Origin of the sequence: Streptomyces sp. NRRL F-2580 (assembly GCF_000720115.1) — a bacterium.
Lineage (GTDB): Bacteria > Actinomycetota > Actinomycetes > Streptomycetales > Streptomycetaceae > Streptomyces.
In genome coordinates this window covers 1-13,605 of record NZ_JOIR01000046.1, presented here as the reverse complement: position 1 = coordinate 13,605, position 13,605 = coordinate 1, and the positions used below count along the sequence as shown (strand labels likewise).

The window sequence follows — 13,605 nt, the reverse complement described above, 5'->3', positions numbered from 1 at the left end:
TGGCCACCGAGCCCCTGCCGACCGGGTGTGGCCCCTGCTGGGCGGGGCCGCTCACCGGGACGGCAGGGCGGCAACCGGGCCGCACCCGTCCCGCGGACCGCCTGGGAGCCAGGGCGAGGCCGTCTTCATCGACCTGATGTGGCCGCCGGGACCCAGCCACCGGCCCGACGACCCCGAGCACGGCCCCGAGTCGTATGACCCGCCGCTGTCCTAAGCGTTGGAGCGGCTGCACGACAGGGGCCGGCTGGATCAGACTCGCCCCGGGCCTTCCGGATGAGGCTGTGCCCGGCCTGGGCGGGGCCCATGAGGCCGAGTGGATCTCCTACGACGGGTACGTCCAGGAAGCGGTCCTGTGGTTCGGCGTGGACGAGGTGTGGACACCCCGGCCCGACCCGGTACGCCAGGCCACCCTGCTGCCGGCCGACGTGTCGCTGACCGGACGCGGCTTGCCGCATCCGGCCGTCAGAGCGGCCGGCCGCTACCTGTACGTGCCGGACCTCGCCGTCGTTCACGCACGCCTGCTCCCCGAGCTCGCGCAGGACCTCGCCGCGGGGCCCCTTGAGGGAGGCGGCACGCTCCTCACCTCCGACGAACTGCGCCCCACCCCCTTCGCGGCCGCGTACGAGATCACCGATGTGCTGCCGTTCACCGGTGCGGCGACACGGGCAGCGGAGCAAGGAGTGCGGATCGAAGCGGACGCGGTCGGCGACGGCCTCACTCCCCAGGACCCGCAGGCGGCAATGGTGTTCGTCCCCGGTCCCGCCGACCGCCCCACCCTGCTGACCGCCACACCCGCGCCTTCCTAGGGCACGGTCGTCGTGGCCGGGGTGCCGGAGTGGTTCCTGATGAGTTCGTAGGAGTCGAGGCGGTCACGGAGGTCATGGACGGGTGTGGTCAGCATCAGCTCGTCCGCTCCGGTCTCGGCGGCCAGTTGCGCGAGCCGGGCCACGACGGCGCCGGGCGCCCCGACGGCCTGCTGCGCACGGAATCCCGCCAGTGCCTGTCGTTCCTCGGCGGTGAAGGGGTGGGTGGCCGCCTGTGCGGGGGTGGGGAAGGGCGTCTGGCTCAGTCCCTTGAGAAGACCGGCCTTGACGACCTCCATCGGGCGTGCGCGCCACGCGGCTTCCTCGTCCGTCTCGGCGCACACCGTCTCCACACACAGCAGCACCCGGGGCTGCTCGCACCAACGGGAGGGGGCGAACTTCGCCCGGTAACTCTCCAAGGCGGCCTGGGTGTTGTCCGGCCGGATGTGGTGGGCGATCGCGACGGGCAGGCCGAGGGCGGCGGCGAGAGCGGCCCCTTGGGGGCTGGAGGCCAGCAGCCATGGCTCCGGCAACGGACCGAGCGCGACCTCGTCGACGAGGAACGACAGGATCGCGGCGACGTCCTGCTGGTACTCCGCGTCAGTGGCCGGCCCGGCTCCGCGGCGCAGCGCCCGCGCGGTGGCCTCGTCGAAGGTGCCGGGACCGCGGCCGATGCCCACGTCGATGCGGTCGGGGTGCAGGGCGGCCAGCGTTCCGTACTGCTCGGCCACCGTGATGGGCGCGTGGTTGGGGGCGAGCACCCCGCCCGATCCGAGGCGGATGCGCGCGGTCGACGCGGCGGCGTGCGCGGTCAGGACGACGGGCGGGAACGCGCCGATCGCGGGGGAGTGGTGGTGCTCCGCGTACCAGAGCCGGTGGTAGCCGAGCCGTTCCACGCCCTGCGCGAAGGCCGCGGTGTCCCGCAGGGTCTCCACGGCCCGGGTGCCCGTCTGGACCATGGCGACTTCCAGCGCTGAAAGAGGTATGTCGAGCATGCCGTCAGCATAGGGATCTTGCGCCTCGTGAGGGCGGCGAGGATCTCTTTCCCGCCACCCGTGATCAGCGGTCGAGGAGTTCCGCGAGGGTGGATGTCTTGCGTCAGCTCGATGGCGGTGAGCCCGGTTCGGTCCGCCGAGGCGGCTGCGGCCGGGGCAGCGGCCGTGGTCCGTGCACGACGACAGACACCCGCCCAGGTCGGAAGCTGCCCGCCGATCCGGCTCGATCCGGCCCGATCCGAACGGACCGTCGGGTGCCGGGGCCGCTCTCCGATGTCGGGCGGCTCCGCGCGCTCGCTTGATGGTGCACAGCTCAGGCGACAGGTTCGCCGATGCCCAACAGGTTGCCCTCGCTGTCACGGAACCAGGCGCCGCGCTCGCCCCGGGCGCCCTTGCTCGGATAGTTCCCCTCGATCTCCGCGATCGAGTCCCTCGTCTTGAACCCGGGCACGTCGACGTCCTCGAACGCCACGCCCCGCCGCTTGAGCTCCGCGACCACGGTCGTGAGGTCCTCGACCTCGAACGCCATCTGCGTGAACGTGCCGGGCGAGGCTCCCGTGGACCGGAAGAGAACGAACTCCGCGCTCCCGCACCGGTACAGAAGGCCGCCGGGCCGCTCGTCGACAGGCTCCAGACCAAGCCGCTCCGCGTAGAAGCGCCGGGCCCGTTCCAGATCCCGGGCGGGAAGCCGGGCCGCCACGCGCGCCCCGGCCAGAAGATCGCCGCTCACGTTCATCGCCCCAGTGTGCCCGTTCACCAGCCACGGACAGTCGGCCGACGCGCGCCCGCGAATACGTCCTGGTCTGCCTTGACGCGGCGGTCGGCTGGACGGAGCCGGCCGGATTCGAACCGGCGTCCTCGCGGTTTTGGAGACCGCGCGCGTCGACCTCTGCGCTACGGCTCCGTCCGCCCGGCATCCTAAGCCCACACGCCCCGCCCCGGCGCACCCGGCCGGGGCGGGGACTTACGGCGCATGGTGCTCAGCGCAGTGTGGGGATCACATCGCGGGTTTCGTCGACCTCGATGTCCGCAGTGCGGCGGCCGAGCGCCCCCGCAGGTGTCTCGTCCGCGCAGACGGTGCCCCGTACGGGCAGGGCCAGGGTGGCGAGGTAGTCCGTGACCAGGGCGCTGACGCACGCGCTGCGGTTGTAGGCGGTGTGTCCCTCGGCGTCGAACGTCAGCAGCCGTCCGTTGGCCAGTGTCCCGGCCAGGGCGACCGCGTCCTGGTACGGGGTGTCGGGGTCCCCTGTCGTGCCGAGGACCAGGATCGGGGCGGAACCCTGCGCCCGGTAGGAGCCCTCGTAGCGGCTCGGGCGCTCCGCGGGCCACTGGGCGCAGGTCGGCGCGTGGTTGTGGTCGTAGGTGGGCGGCCCGAGCCCGATGGGCGGACCCAACAGTGGCGCCGACGCCACATGGGCACGGACCAACGCGCCCAGGAGCAGCCGGTTGGCCGGGTATACGCGGTCGGCGCACTCGACGGCCATGTTCACGTTGAGGAAGTCGAACGAGGCGGGGGAGGGCGGGTTCAGCAGGAACGAACCCTGGCGCGCCTGCGCCGCCCGCAGGGCCTGCCCCAGCTCGGGCCAGATCTCCTTGCCCGCGTTGATGTTGAACATCAGCCGGTACGCGAGCGTGTACCCGGTGGCCGGACGCCCGCTCGCGCTGATGACCGGGTCCGCGTCCAGCGCCCGTTTCAGCTGCTCGAAGGCCTCCCGCGGCCGCCCCTCGCCGAACCCGCAGGCGGCGGCGTTCTGCGCGCACCAGTCCAGGAACCGGCCCACCGCCGCGTCCAGAGCGACGAACTGCGCGGCGTCGTAGGCGTACGGCACGTCCGCGTAACGCCGCGGATCGTAGGCCCCGTCCAGGACCATGGCACGCACCCGCCGGGGGAACTGTGCGGCGTAGACGGTGCCGACGTAGCTGCCGAAGGACCGGCCGTAGAAGGAGAGCGTCTCCTCGCCGAGGGCCTGGCGCAGCAGGTCGAGGTCCTTGGCGTTGGAGGCGGTGCCGATGAACGGCACGAGGTCACCGGAGCGTTGGCGGCACGCCTCGGCGAAGTCGGCGCCCTGCCGGATCGCGCTCTGCAGGGCCCCCGGTCCGGGTACGCCGCGCGCGGCGTCGACGGCGGCCGAGTACTCCCTGTCGTCCCAGCACTCCACCTGACCGCTGCGCGCCACGCCGCGCATGTCGTACCCGACGACGTCGAAGGCGTCGCGCAGGGACGCGGGAAGCGCGGCGTAGCTGTTGCGGGCGAAATCCACACCGGAGTTGCCCGGTCCGCCCGGGTGAAGTACCAGGACACCGGAGCGGTGGGCCGTTTCGGCCGCGACCCGCCGGGTGAGCGCGAGGGGGATCGTGGGACCGGTGGGGCGGCGGTAGTCCAGCGGGACCTGGGCGGTCGCGCACTCGAAACCGTCCGCCAGGCCGGCACACGGACCCCAGGACAGAACGGGCACGGGCGGGGGCGCGGTCGCGGCGGTGGGGACCGTCGCCGTGGCGGCCCCGGGCGAGACCCCCAGGAGTGCGGCGACCGTGATCAGGACAAGGGATATCCCCCACACCACTTGCTTGCGGGAGCCATCAGCCGAACGGGTCTGCATGCGGCGAACCTCCGTCATGGGCGTTGCGCGACGGGCGACAACGTAGCCGCCGGTCGTTCGCCCTGTCGTCCCACCAGGAGGTGATTCCCGCCTACCCCCAGGGGTGGCGGCCCGCTCCCACCATGGTGGTACCCCCCCAAAAAAACACGCCCCGAAACGCTCCCGAGGCCCCCGAACGCCGCCGAAGACGCCCCGAGGCGCGCCCCCGTACGCCCCCGGCGTACACGCCGGTGAAGCGGCCGTTCCCCACGTCCGCTCAACCATCCGCCGGCCGTTCGCGGTCTTGTCGTGCAAGGGGAGCAAACGGAGCAACCGGACCCCCAGGAAACGAGGAGGAGTAGGGCATGACGAGGTTACGGAAGACCGGACGGCTCGGCGTGACGGCTTTCGCGGTGGCCGTGCTGGCGGCCACCGCCTTCGCCGCCCCCGCCCAGGCATCATCCGGACCCGCCCCCACCCCGCCGGGACACGAGGCGACCCGGCGGGCCATGGATGCGGACGTGGAGGCAGGCATCCCCGGCATCACCGCCCAGGCACGCGACGCGGACGGCGTCTGGAAGGCGACCTCGGGTGTCGGCGACCTGACCACCGGCACGCCCCGCGGCACGGGCGACCGCTTCCGGGTCGGCAGCATCACCAAGACGTTCGTGGCGACGGTCCTGCTCCAGATGGAAGCCGAGGGCACGCTCCGTCTCGAGGACACCGTGGAGCATCATCTCCCCGGCCTGGTCCGGGGCAACGGCAACGACGGCGACAAGATCACCGTACGGCACCTCCTGGGCCACACCTCCGGCCTCTTCGACTACCTGGCCGACGAGGAGTACCTCGACACCTACATGCGGGGCCGCGGCTACCTCCAGCACCGCTACGACACCCTGCCGCCGAGGAAGCACGTGCGGGTGGCCCTCTCCCATGCGCCGCTGTTCGATCCCGGCGCCGGCTTCTCGTACTCCAACACCAACTACATCCTGGCCGCCTTGATCATCGAAAGGGCGGGCGGGCGGACCTACGAGACCGAGGTCCGCGACCGCATCATCAAACCCCTGGGCCTGAAGGCCACATCCAACCCCGGCGACAGCATCCACATCCCCCGCCCCAGCAGCCGGAGTTACTCCAAACTGTTCGCGTCGGCACCCGAACGGATCGACGACGTCACCGAGATGAACGGGTCGCAGGGCTGGGCCGACGGCGACATCATCTCCACCACCGGCGACCTGAACCGCTTCTACAACGCCCTGCTGCGCGGTGAACTCCTCCCGCCGAAGCAGCTCCAGGCCATGAAGACCACCGTCTCGATGCCCGAGCAGCCCGATCTGGCCTACGGACTCGGCCTCACACGATTTCGCACCGGCTGCGGCACCACCCTGTGGGGCCACGGCGGAGGCATGGTGGGCTCCACATCCCTGGCCGTCACCACCGAGGACGGCCGTCACCAGCTCGCCCTCAACCGTAACGGCGACTGGAACGCGGCCAACCTGAGGGACATCATGGAAGCCGAATTCTGTTCCACCCCGCGCCCCACGAGCTGAGCCGCACCGCGTCCGCCTCCCCATGCACCCGCTCACCCGCCCATCCATCTGCTCACCCACCCATCCATGCCCTCACCCCTGCGCCCGCAGCGCCCTCGGGGATACTGGCGCAATGCCGCACACGCCGCCCGCCGTGCCCCCCGAACCCGTACCCCCAGGACCCGTACCTCCCGAACCCGTGACGGCCGATCCGCCCCACCGTGCGGGCCGGCCTCTTCTCACCCAGTCCTGGCTCGACCTGACCTTCCTGCACTGGGCCGCCGATCCCTCCGACATCGCCCCGCTGCTGCCCGCCGGGACCGAACCGGACACGCTGGACGGACTGACCTACGTCGGCCTCGCCGCGTTCCGGATGCACCGGATCGGATGGCTCGGCCTGCCCGGCATCCCCTATCTGGGCTCCTTCCCGGAGACCAACGTCCGCCTCTACTCGGTGGACGCCCACGGCCGCCGCGGCGTGGTCTTCCGTTCCCTCGACGCCTCCCGCCTGATCCCCGTCGCCGTCGCACGGTCCGTGTTCCGCCTCCCCTACCGATGGTCGCGGATGACGGTCCGTCACGCGGGCGCCACGCTCACCTACACGAGCACCCGGCGCCGGCCCGGACCGCGGGGCGCGCACAGCACGATCACGGTGCGAACCGGCGAACCGATCGCGGAGCCGACCCCCCTCGAACACTTCCTGACCGCTCGCTGGGGCATGCACAGCGACTTCTTCGGCCGGCTGCTGTACCTGCCGAACACCCACCCGCGCTGGCGCCTGCACCGCGCCGAACTCCTCGCCTGCGACGAGGACTTGGTGGTCGCCGCGGGCCTGCCCGCGCCGGCCGGCCCGCCCGTGAGCGTGCTCTACTCCCCGGGAGTCCCCGTACGCTTCACCCGCCCACCCGGCCCCCGTGCCGGCACCAGCCCCACCACCTGACCCCACCAGCCGAAAGGCCAAAAGGGCCGACGGGCGCGCCGTGCCCGCGGCGCGCGCTCAATCGAACAGGTGTTCCCGATCGGCGAGTTCGCGGTCGACCAGCTCCTGAACCGCGCCACGGGTGGTCTCACTGAGCGTGCGGGCGGCGTCCCGGCGGGCGGCCAGGCCTTCGGGGCGGGCCGGCGCCGGGATCGGCTCTCCGATGGTGATCGTCCAGTTGGACGGCAGCGGGAAGGGCGTGGTGACCGGGAAGTACGGCACGCCCAGCAGCCGGGCCAGGGTCGGCACCTCGCCGAGCTTGGGGCACGCCTCCTCCGCGCCGACGATCCCGACGGGGATGACGGGGGCGCTCGCGCGGATGGCGGCGACGGCGAAGCCGGGGCTGAAGGGCCGTAGCCGGTAGCGTTCGGTGAACGGCTTCTCCAGGCCTGCGATGCCTTCCGGGTACACGCCGACGAGTTGCCCGGCGTTGAGGTGCTCGACGCCGGCGGTCGGGCCGATCGGCAGTGCGCCGTGGCGGCGTGCGTGGCGTCCGAGGATGGGGGTGCGGAAGACGAACGGGGCGGCGAGGAAGCGTACGCGACGGTCCAGTGCTCTGCCCAGGACCTTGTCCAGGACGAATGCGTCGAGGCCCCAGGCACCGGAGTGGTTGACGGCGATCACGGCCGGGCCTTGTGCCGGGATGTTTTCCAGGCCGAGTGCGACCACCCGGAAGTAGTCGTCGACGAGCCAGTCGAGGAGGCGGTCCCATGCCACCTCGCCGGCTTCCCCGAGTAGCCGTTTGGCGGAGCTGAGTTCTGCTCCGGTGGCCTTGATCATCTCGACTACGCTGTCCCGCACGTCCGGGCCTCGCTCTCGCATCACATATCGGCCGACTCGCGGCGGGCGAGACGGTGTTTGCGCCGGTTCAACGGCTGTGGGCGCTGTTGATCACGGCCGGACGGGATGCAACCGTGCGAAGTCCTCCGTTCGAGGGCCCAGGGGCGGGAGCGGTTCCGCGGACGGGCGGCTTGAGTGTCGGCGGGGATCAGTCCGCCAGCCACCTGGCGGCGCGTCGTACGTCGTCGGCTGCCCTTGCGCACCGCTCGGCGTGTGCGAGGAGGACCATGCGGAACCGTTCGCCGGTCTCGCCGGCGTTCCAGCCGGTCTCGGCCGCGCAGGCGCTGAGGCTCTCGGCATGCCGGTCCAGCCGGTCCGCGTCGGCCCGCCCCCGCGTCCCGTACGCGGCGAGCGGCGCGGTCATGGCCGCGAACCGGGAGTCGGCGCCTTCCGGCAGGGGGTCCACCGCGGACCGTGCGCCGGGAAACACCGGCCGCACCCCGCCGGCGACCTGCCCGCCGGTCCCGCCGGTCCCGACGATCGCGCCGATTGCCGCGGGTCTGGCGGTGGCTTGGCGGATGACCTCGCGGCTGACGTGCACGGCGAAGTCCGCCGTCGGGCAGCCGGAGGGGTTTCCGCACAGCGCCCACGCCGGATCCGTACGCCGGCCCTGGCAGCGCGGTCCGAACAGTGCCGGGTCGTAGAGGATTTCTTCCCCGGCTTGGATCGTCTGGCCGTGCGCGGTGAACGGTGCGTGCACCGGATACACCACGGCGGACTGCACGGGGTGTTGCTCCACGGCCCGGTCCATGGCCTGGCCGATTGCCTCCGTGGCGGGCGGTGCCGGTTCCGTGGCACCCGTGCGCGCTCCGGAAGCGGCCATGTCCGTATCCGCGGTGAGGAGGGTCAGGGCTCTCAGCGCCGTTGCGCCGGTGGCTGCCGACACCAGGGCCAGTGCGTGCGCGAGGGCCGGGTGCGGCTCCCACCCGGCCGGGCCGGCGGCCGTCAGCCGACCGGCCAGGCAGCCGGGCTCGGGGTCGGCCAGGTACGGCGCCATCCGCCGTCGCAGGGCCGCCGCGCGTGCCTCGTAGGCACGCCCGCCGACGGCGCCCGCCGCCGCCGAGACCATCGCGCTCAGCAGGGTGTCCTCGACGGCGCCGACGCCCAGTACGACGTGCCGGCTCAGCCGTTGAGTGCCGGCCTCCCAGAGGCTCCGGTCCAGAGTGCCGTCCTCCCGCCGGGCCCCGGTCACCGCGGCGAGGTGCTCGGCGACCTGGTCGCACAGCCCGCCCAGCCCGCTCAGCTCGCTCAGTCCGTCCGGGCCGCTCAGCTCGCTCAGTCCGTCCGGGCCGCCGGGTGCCACCGCCTCCCATGCGCCTGCGGCTGCTGTGCCGGCGGCCGGGTGGGCTGAGAGCCCGTGCCGGCGGCCGTCGGCGGCCAGTGCACAAGGGGTTCCCAGTGCCCCGGCGTTGGCGCCGTGGGTGAGCAGGGTCTCGGCATCGGTCCGGGTCAGGGGTACGAGGAAGGGTCCGAAGGGGGTGCGCAGCCGTACCGGGTGTCCGTTTCGGCTGCTCCTCAGGTGGGCCATCAGCCGGCTTGTCAGTCCGTCATGGGTCAGTGCGTCCAGGCCGAGGGTGCGTGCGGGCAGGTCCGCCCATGGGATCCGCCGGGCCATCAGCGCGGCGCTGAACAGCATGTTCTCCAGGGGCCAGGCCGTCTCGGGCCGTGCCGCCGTGGCCTGGCCGTCGGCATGGGTCATCGGTCGCTCTCCCTCAAGGTCACAGGCTCGCGGGTCACTCGTTGCTCGCCACTTTTCACTCGCCACTTGTCCGTTGTTACTTGTCACGGAGCATGTAGGGCTGGTTCCCGACGATTTCGCCGTCGTAGGCCCTGATCAGTTCGTTCACGCGGTCCCGGTGGTGTGTCATCTCTCCGCGGAGGGTGTCGGAGTACGCCTGCGGCGCGTGTGACAGTGGGTAGTCGTAGGACTCGTCCAGCCAGGTGAGTTCGGTCCAGGAGGCGGGGATGTCGTTGGGAGAGGCGGGCCCGCGTCCGTCGAGCATGGGGATCACGTCGTGTTTGTTGACGAGGCTGATCACCTGGGTGGTGTGGTCGGCCGGGCGTTTGTTGTCGATGGGGGAGCCGAGTGTGACCACGTGGGTGATCCGGTAGGCGGAGGCCAGTTCCACGTCCATCGCCAGGTTCATCGCTGTGAGTCCGCCCAGGCTGTGTCCGACGAACATCACCTCCGCCCCGGCCGGTACGCCCGCCCGCCGCAGCAATTTCCGTGCCGCGCGTGTGTACGTCGTGTCGGAGCGCAGGCAGCCGTCGAACGCGCCGATCAGGTCCTGTGGGGTGCTGTTGCTCGGCAGCACGAAGCTCGTGCCGGGCAGCAGCAGCACGTACCGGACGTGGCCGTCGGCGCACTCGACGCGCCGTAGCAGTACCAGCCCGTGGTTGCCGAGCGCGCCGATGTCGTTGATGTAGCTGACGATGTCGTTGCGGGACGTTGCCAGGACCTGGGCGAGGATCGGGTCCGGTTCGGTCCGCTCGGCCCGCCCGGGGCCGGGGTTGAGGAGGGCGAGCAGTGAACTGGGCAGTCCGAGGAAGGGATCCGTGGTCGGCACTCCGCCGGCGAGCGTGACCCAGGAGAAGCTGTCGTTGACCGGGTTCTCGTCGAGCAGCCCGAGGAGGGCCAGCAGTTCCATGATGACGGGGCTCACGGTCGTCAGGGCGCGGGTCACACCGAGCCGTTCGACCAGTGCGTGCAGGGCCCGCAGTGCTTCCCACCGGTTTCCCTCCACCATGGCGTCGGTGAGGCGTCTGGCCGGTGCCGAGTCGAGGTTCGGGTGCTCGGTCACCGCCGCCTCGATCCGCAGTGCGAACGCGTCGACGGCCATGGACACCGCGGCCGGGCGACGGTAGGTCACACTGCCCGCCATCCGGGCCAGCTCCCCGACGAGCCCGCCGTTCGGGCCGAACCCGAGCCCCGACGGACTGGCCAGCGCCCGGGCGCACGACACCGCCGTGCCGAGCGCCCACCCGGGACGGCGCAGGGCGGCCAGGGGGAGCCGCCAGCTGCTGAGTGCCCCGGTCAGTTCCGCACCCGCCCGCTTCGCGGTGAGGGCCGCGTCGGCCAGCAGCACGGACGCCGCGACCAGGAGCTGCGCGTCGGGTCCTTGCGACCCGTGATCACCGGCCGCCCCAGCCCCAGTCCCAGTCCCAGTCGCAGTCGCAGTCGCAGTCGCAGTCCCGGCCCCGGTTCCGGCAACGGCTGCGGTTCCGTCGACGGTTCCGGGCCGGTCGGTGGCCGTTCTGCTCTGCCCGGGAATGGGCTGAGCCGCTTCATCGACCTCGTGATCCGCCACGGTCTGAGGCGTCACGGTCCTCCCTCTCGTCCTGTGCGGTGTTCGCCGCGCCGCCCCCCTTGGTGCGTCACGCATGGTGGCATCGAAAGTGATCCACTGCGCACACGTGTCGGGCTGCGCGCGGGTGGGATCCGGCTGGTGGGCGGCCGTCGGGGGGCCCGCCCGCCCCGCAATCTGCGCGGTGGCGGGCGGGCCCGGCGCCCCGTGCCCCACCACGAGGATGCCGCCGGTCAGGAGGATGAGCCGCGGACCACCGTGTTGACGCGCGGCGGCCCCGGGCGGCGGCCGTGGGCGATGTGGGTGGTGGTGGACAGGTGTTGGGTCAGGGGAGGAGGTTGGTCGGGAGGTATTCGGTGTAGTCCGTTTCGGGTTGGTCGGGGGTGTGGTGGATCAGGTCCCGTAGGGGGTCGGGGTCAGTTTGTGGCTCCGGGTCCGGCAGGGGGGTGCCGAGGCGGATGGCGACGTCCTTGCGCAGCGTCGGGAGGAGGGCGTAGAGGTGGTCGCCGGGGCAGGAGGTGGCGTTGAAGTCGCGGTGGCCGTAGATCTCGGTGGGGGGCAGGTCGTATTGGCCGCAGATATGGGCGCACAGGGCGGTCAGCATTGCGTACTGGGCTGCTGGTGGGGTCTGGGTGCTGTAGGTGCCTTCGTTTTCGATGCCGATGGAGACGTTGTTCTGGCCGATGCAATGTGCGGCGCGGACTTGGCGGGCGCCGGCGCGTAGTTCGGTGAGGCTGTTGTGGCGGCCTTCCAGGACGAAGGCGCCGCGGCTGATGGTGAAGTGCTGGCCGGTGTCGATCCAGCCCTGTGCGTCCATGTGGTAGGTCTGGATCGCGCGGGCCAGGGCGACGGCGCGTTGTCTGGAGTAGTCCGTGACGTTCGCCGTGGCGGTGTGGTGGACGATGATCCGCTCGGGGCGGTTGGCGAGGACGACGACGGGCTCGGAGGGGGCCCGGGCGCCCCATGCGGCGCAGCTGATGATGTCGGGGCCGGCGGCGGCGTGCGCGCGCCCGGCGGTGGCGAGGGGTAGTGCCGTCGCGGTGGCCAGGGTGAGGGCGCCCGTGAGGATCGAGCGGCGGGTGTGCAGTGCGGAGGGGGTCATACGGTGCCCGTTTCCGTAGGGGGCTGCCCATTGAAGGGACCCGGGCCGCACGGGTCGCGTAGACACACCGGGCCGCCGACGGACTGACCCCGGCCGGCCCCGACATGCACCGGCCGTCCCGACGGGCTCCGGCCAGTCCCGGCAGTCCCCGACGTGCCCCGGCCGAGTGGGATGGTCGCAAGCCACGAAGTGCTGCTGCCAGAGCCAGACTGAGCCGTACGCCGGTGGGCGCACGCGGGGGCCCTTCGCGCGGCGGCGTACGTACCGGAATGGGGGGACCTCGGGGGCTGCCCGGAACGGGGCCGTGCGCAGCCGTGGCGGGCGGGCCAGCGCGGCCGCACCGAGATTCGCGCTCCCAGCGCCGGACGGCTCCCACGATCGACAGCTCCTGTCCGCACCCGCATCAGGGTGCGGCCCGTGGCGGGACTGGCCGGGCTCACGGCTGGATGCCGGCCATGACGATGAAAGAGAGTCGAGTCTGCGGCTGCAGGTGCGTTGGCTCTCCTGGTGGTGGAAAGTTCCTGCCGGGCCACGACTCGAAGATCGTGCCGCAGCTTGAAGCGGACCACGGAAGCCTGATCGCCTTCTGGGCCTGGTACGAGAAAGCGATGACCGACATGCCGCCCAAGGCACTTTGAAGGCTGCCTGTTGGGGATCTGGGCCGCAGGGGTCGCGTAGCCACCCCCGGCCGCGGGCGGAGTGACCCCGGCCGGCCCCGGCCGGTGCCAGCCCCGTCCGGTGGGTGGGGGAAGGGTCTACTCACGGGTTGGTTACCGTCGGGCTCCGTGTCCGGGTGGGCGGTTGCCGCCGTATCGGTCGGGTATGGGCGCGAGGGGCTCCGGGATGTCCGGTGCCCCTCGCGGTCTTACGGTGGGTTACCACTTGTTGTGGCAATTCCAGTGGCCGGGTACCCAGTGGGTGTTGTGGTGGCCGGGTACCCAGTGGTCGTGGGACCAGCCGTGGCTGTACCAGCCGGGGTGCCAGTGGCCCCGGTGGTCCCAGTGGCCGGGGTGCCAGGTGCCGTGGGGCCACTTCTTCTCGTAGTGGCCCTTGACCCACGTCTTGCTCCAGTGTCCCTTGATCCACGCGCAGCGGTCGGACCGGTGGTCCTTGCCGTCCCGGTGCTCCTGCCGGTCATGGTCTCCGCTGTTCACCGCGGTGGCCACCGATGCCGGTGTGGATGCGGCGATGGCCGTGCCGGTGGCTGCGAGTGTGGCTCCGCCCGAGAGCAGGCCGGCCACGGCCGCGCCCGCGAGAAGGCTGCGGGCCCGCACAGTAACGGAAGCGGTCATGGGTCTCACCTCCTTCTGCCTTCTGCCTCACGAATGAGCCGGTGGTCGGCCCCTGCGTGTGCGGGGGGCCTCGTGAAGGATTCGGCGCAGCCCCCCGAAGGGATTGGAAAACCCGCAAACCGATACTTCTCCGGCTTGGCGGGTGGGCGGGTGGGTGGGTGTGCCGGTTAGGTGGGGAGGG

At 71.9% G+C, this 13,605-nt stretch carries 12 protein-coding genes and 1 tRNA gene; 4 read left to right on the top strand and 9 right to left on the bottom strand.

What is annotated here, in order from left to right; all coding sequences use genetic code 11:
• Positions 1-281: 281 nt before the first annotated feature.
• Positions 282-806 carry a hypothetical protein gene (locus tag IF88_RS41305; RefSeq protein WP_051838038.1) on the top strand — a complete coding sequence of 175 codons (525 nt, stop codon included), beginning with the start codon at positions 282-284 and terminating at the stop codon, positions 804-806.
• Here the strand turns inward: IF88_RS41305 and IF88_RS0134345 are convergent.
• The 4 genes from IF88_RS0134345 to IF88_RS0134330 form a co-directional block, all read right to left on the bottom strand.
• The gene (locus IF88_RS0134345) at positions 803-1,798 is read right to left on the bottom strand and encodes an MsnO8 family LLM class oxidoreductase (protein ID WP_030721705.1); all 996 of its coding nucleotides are present in this window, start codon (positions 1,796-1,798) and stop codon (positions 803-805) included. The two genes, IF88_RS41305 and IF88_RS0134345, sit on opposite strands and share 4 nt — an antisense overlap.
• A gap of 313 nt (positions 1,799-2,111) precedes the next feature.
• Complete coding sequence (locus IF88_RS0134340; RefSeq protein WP_030721702.1) at positions 2,112-2,534, bottom strand: VOC family protein; 423 nt, start codon at positions 2,532-2,534, stop codon at positions 2,112-2,114.
• Positions 2,535-2,627: 93 nt separating this feature from the next.
• Positions 2,628-2,702, bottom strand: a tRNA-Trp gene (locus IF88_RS0134335).
• A gap of 76 nt (positions 2,703-2,778) precedes the next feature.
• The gene (locus IF88_RS0134330; protein WP_199808179.1) at positions 2,779-4,398 is read right to left on the bottom strand and encodes an alpha/beta hydrolase; all 1,620 of its coding nucleotides are present in this window, start codon (positions 4,396-4,398) and stop codon (positions 2,779-2,781) included.
• Between the two features lie 344 nt (positions 4,399-4,742).
• Between IF88_RS0134330 and IF88_RS0134325 the strand changes: the two genes are divergently transcribed.
• Entirely contained in the window at positions 4,743-5,927 is a 1,185-nt protein-coding gene (locus tag IF88_RS0134325; RefSeq protein WP_078893318.1) for a serine hydrolase domain-containing protein, read from the top strand.
• A 112-nt stretch (positions 5,928-6,039) separates the two neighbouring features.
• Complete coding sequence (locus IF88_RS0134320) at positions 6,040-6,846, top strand: YqjF family protein (protein ID WP_030721695.1); 807 nt, start codon at positions 6,040-6,042, stop codon at positions 6,844-6,846.
• 57 nt (positions 6,847-6,903) lie between these two features.
• On the opposite strand, the gene IF88_RS41300 is transcribed toward IF88_RS0134320, so the two are convergent.
• The 4 genes from IF88_RS41300 to IF88_RS0134300 all read right to left on the bottom strand — a co-directional run bounded on the left by IF88_RS41300 (position 6,904) and on the right by IF88_RS0134300 (position 12,132).
• Positions 6,904-7,686: a lysophospholipid acyltransferase family protein gene (locus IF88_RS41300; protein ID WP_051838037.1), complete on the bottom strand. Its 783-nt coding sequence runs from the start codon at positions 7,684-7,686 to the stop codon at positions 6,904-6,906.
• 187 nt (positions 7,687-7,873) lie between these two features.
• On the bottom strand, positions 7,874-9,424 hold the full coding sequence (locus tag IF88_RS0134310) for a hypothetical protein (RefSeq protein WP_030721693.1): 1,551 nt from the start codon (positions 9,422-9,424) through the stop codon (positions 7,874-7,876).
• A gap of 76 nt (positions 9,425-9,500) precedes the next feature.
• On the bottom strand, positions 9,501-10,811 hold the full coding sequence (locus tag IF88_RS0134305; RefSeq protein ID WP_051838036.1) for a lipase family protein: 1,311 nt from the start codon (positions 10,809-10,811) through the stop codon (positions 9,501-9,503).
• A 544-nt stretch (positions 10,812-11,355) separates the two neighbouring features.
• Complete coding sequence (locus IF88_RS0134300; protein ID WP_051838035.1) at positions 11,356-12,132, bottom strand: peptidoglycan recognition family protein; 777 nt, start codon at positions 12,130-12,132, stop codon at positions 11,356-11,358.
• 455 nt (positions 12,133-12,587) lie between these two features.
• Here IF88_RS0134300 and IF88_RS46925 point away from each other — a divergent pair, with 455 nt between their 5' ends.
• Complete coding sequence (locus IF88_RS46925) at positions 12,588-12,770, top strand: hypothetical protein (RefSeq protein ID WP_158754751.1); 183 nt, start codon at positions 12,588-12,590, stop codon at positions 12,768-12,770.
• 237 nt (positions 12,771-13,007) lie between these two features.
• On the opposite strand, the gene IF88_RS0134290 is transcribed toward IF88_RS46925, so the two are convergent.
• On the bottom strand, positions 13,008-13,424 hold the full coding sequence (locus IF88_RS0134290; RefSeq protein ID WP_030721690.1) for a hypothetical protein: 417 nt from the start codon (positions 13,422-13,424) through the stop codon (positions 13,008-13,010).
• Positions 13,425-13,605: the final 181 nt, after the last annotated feature.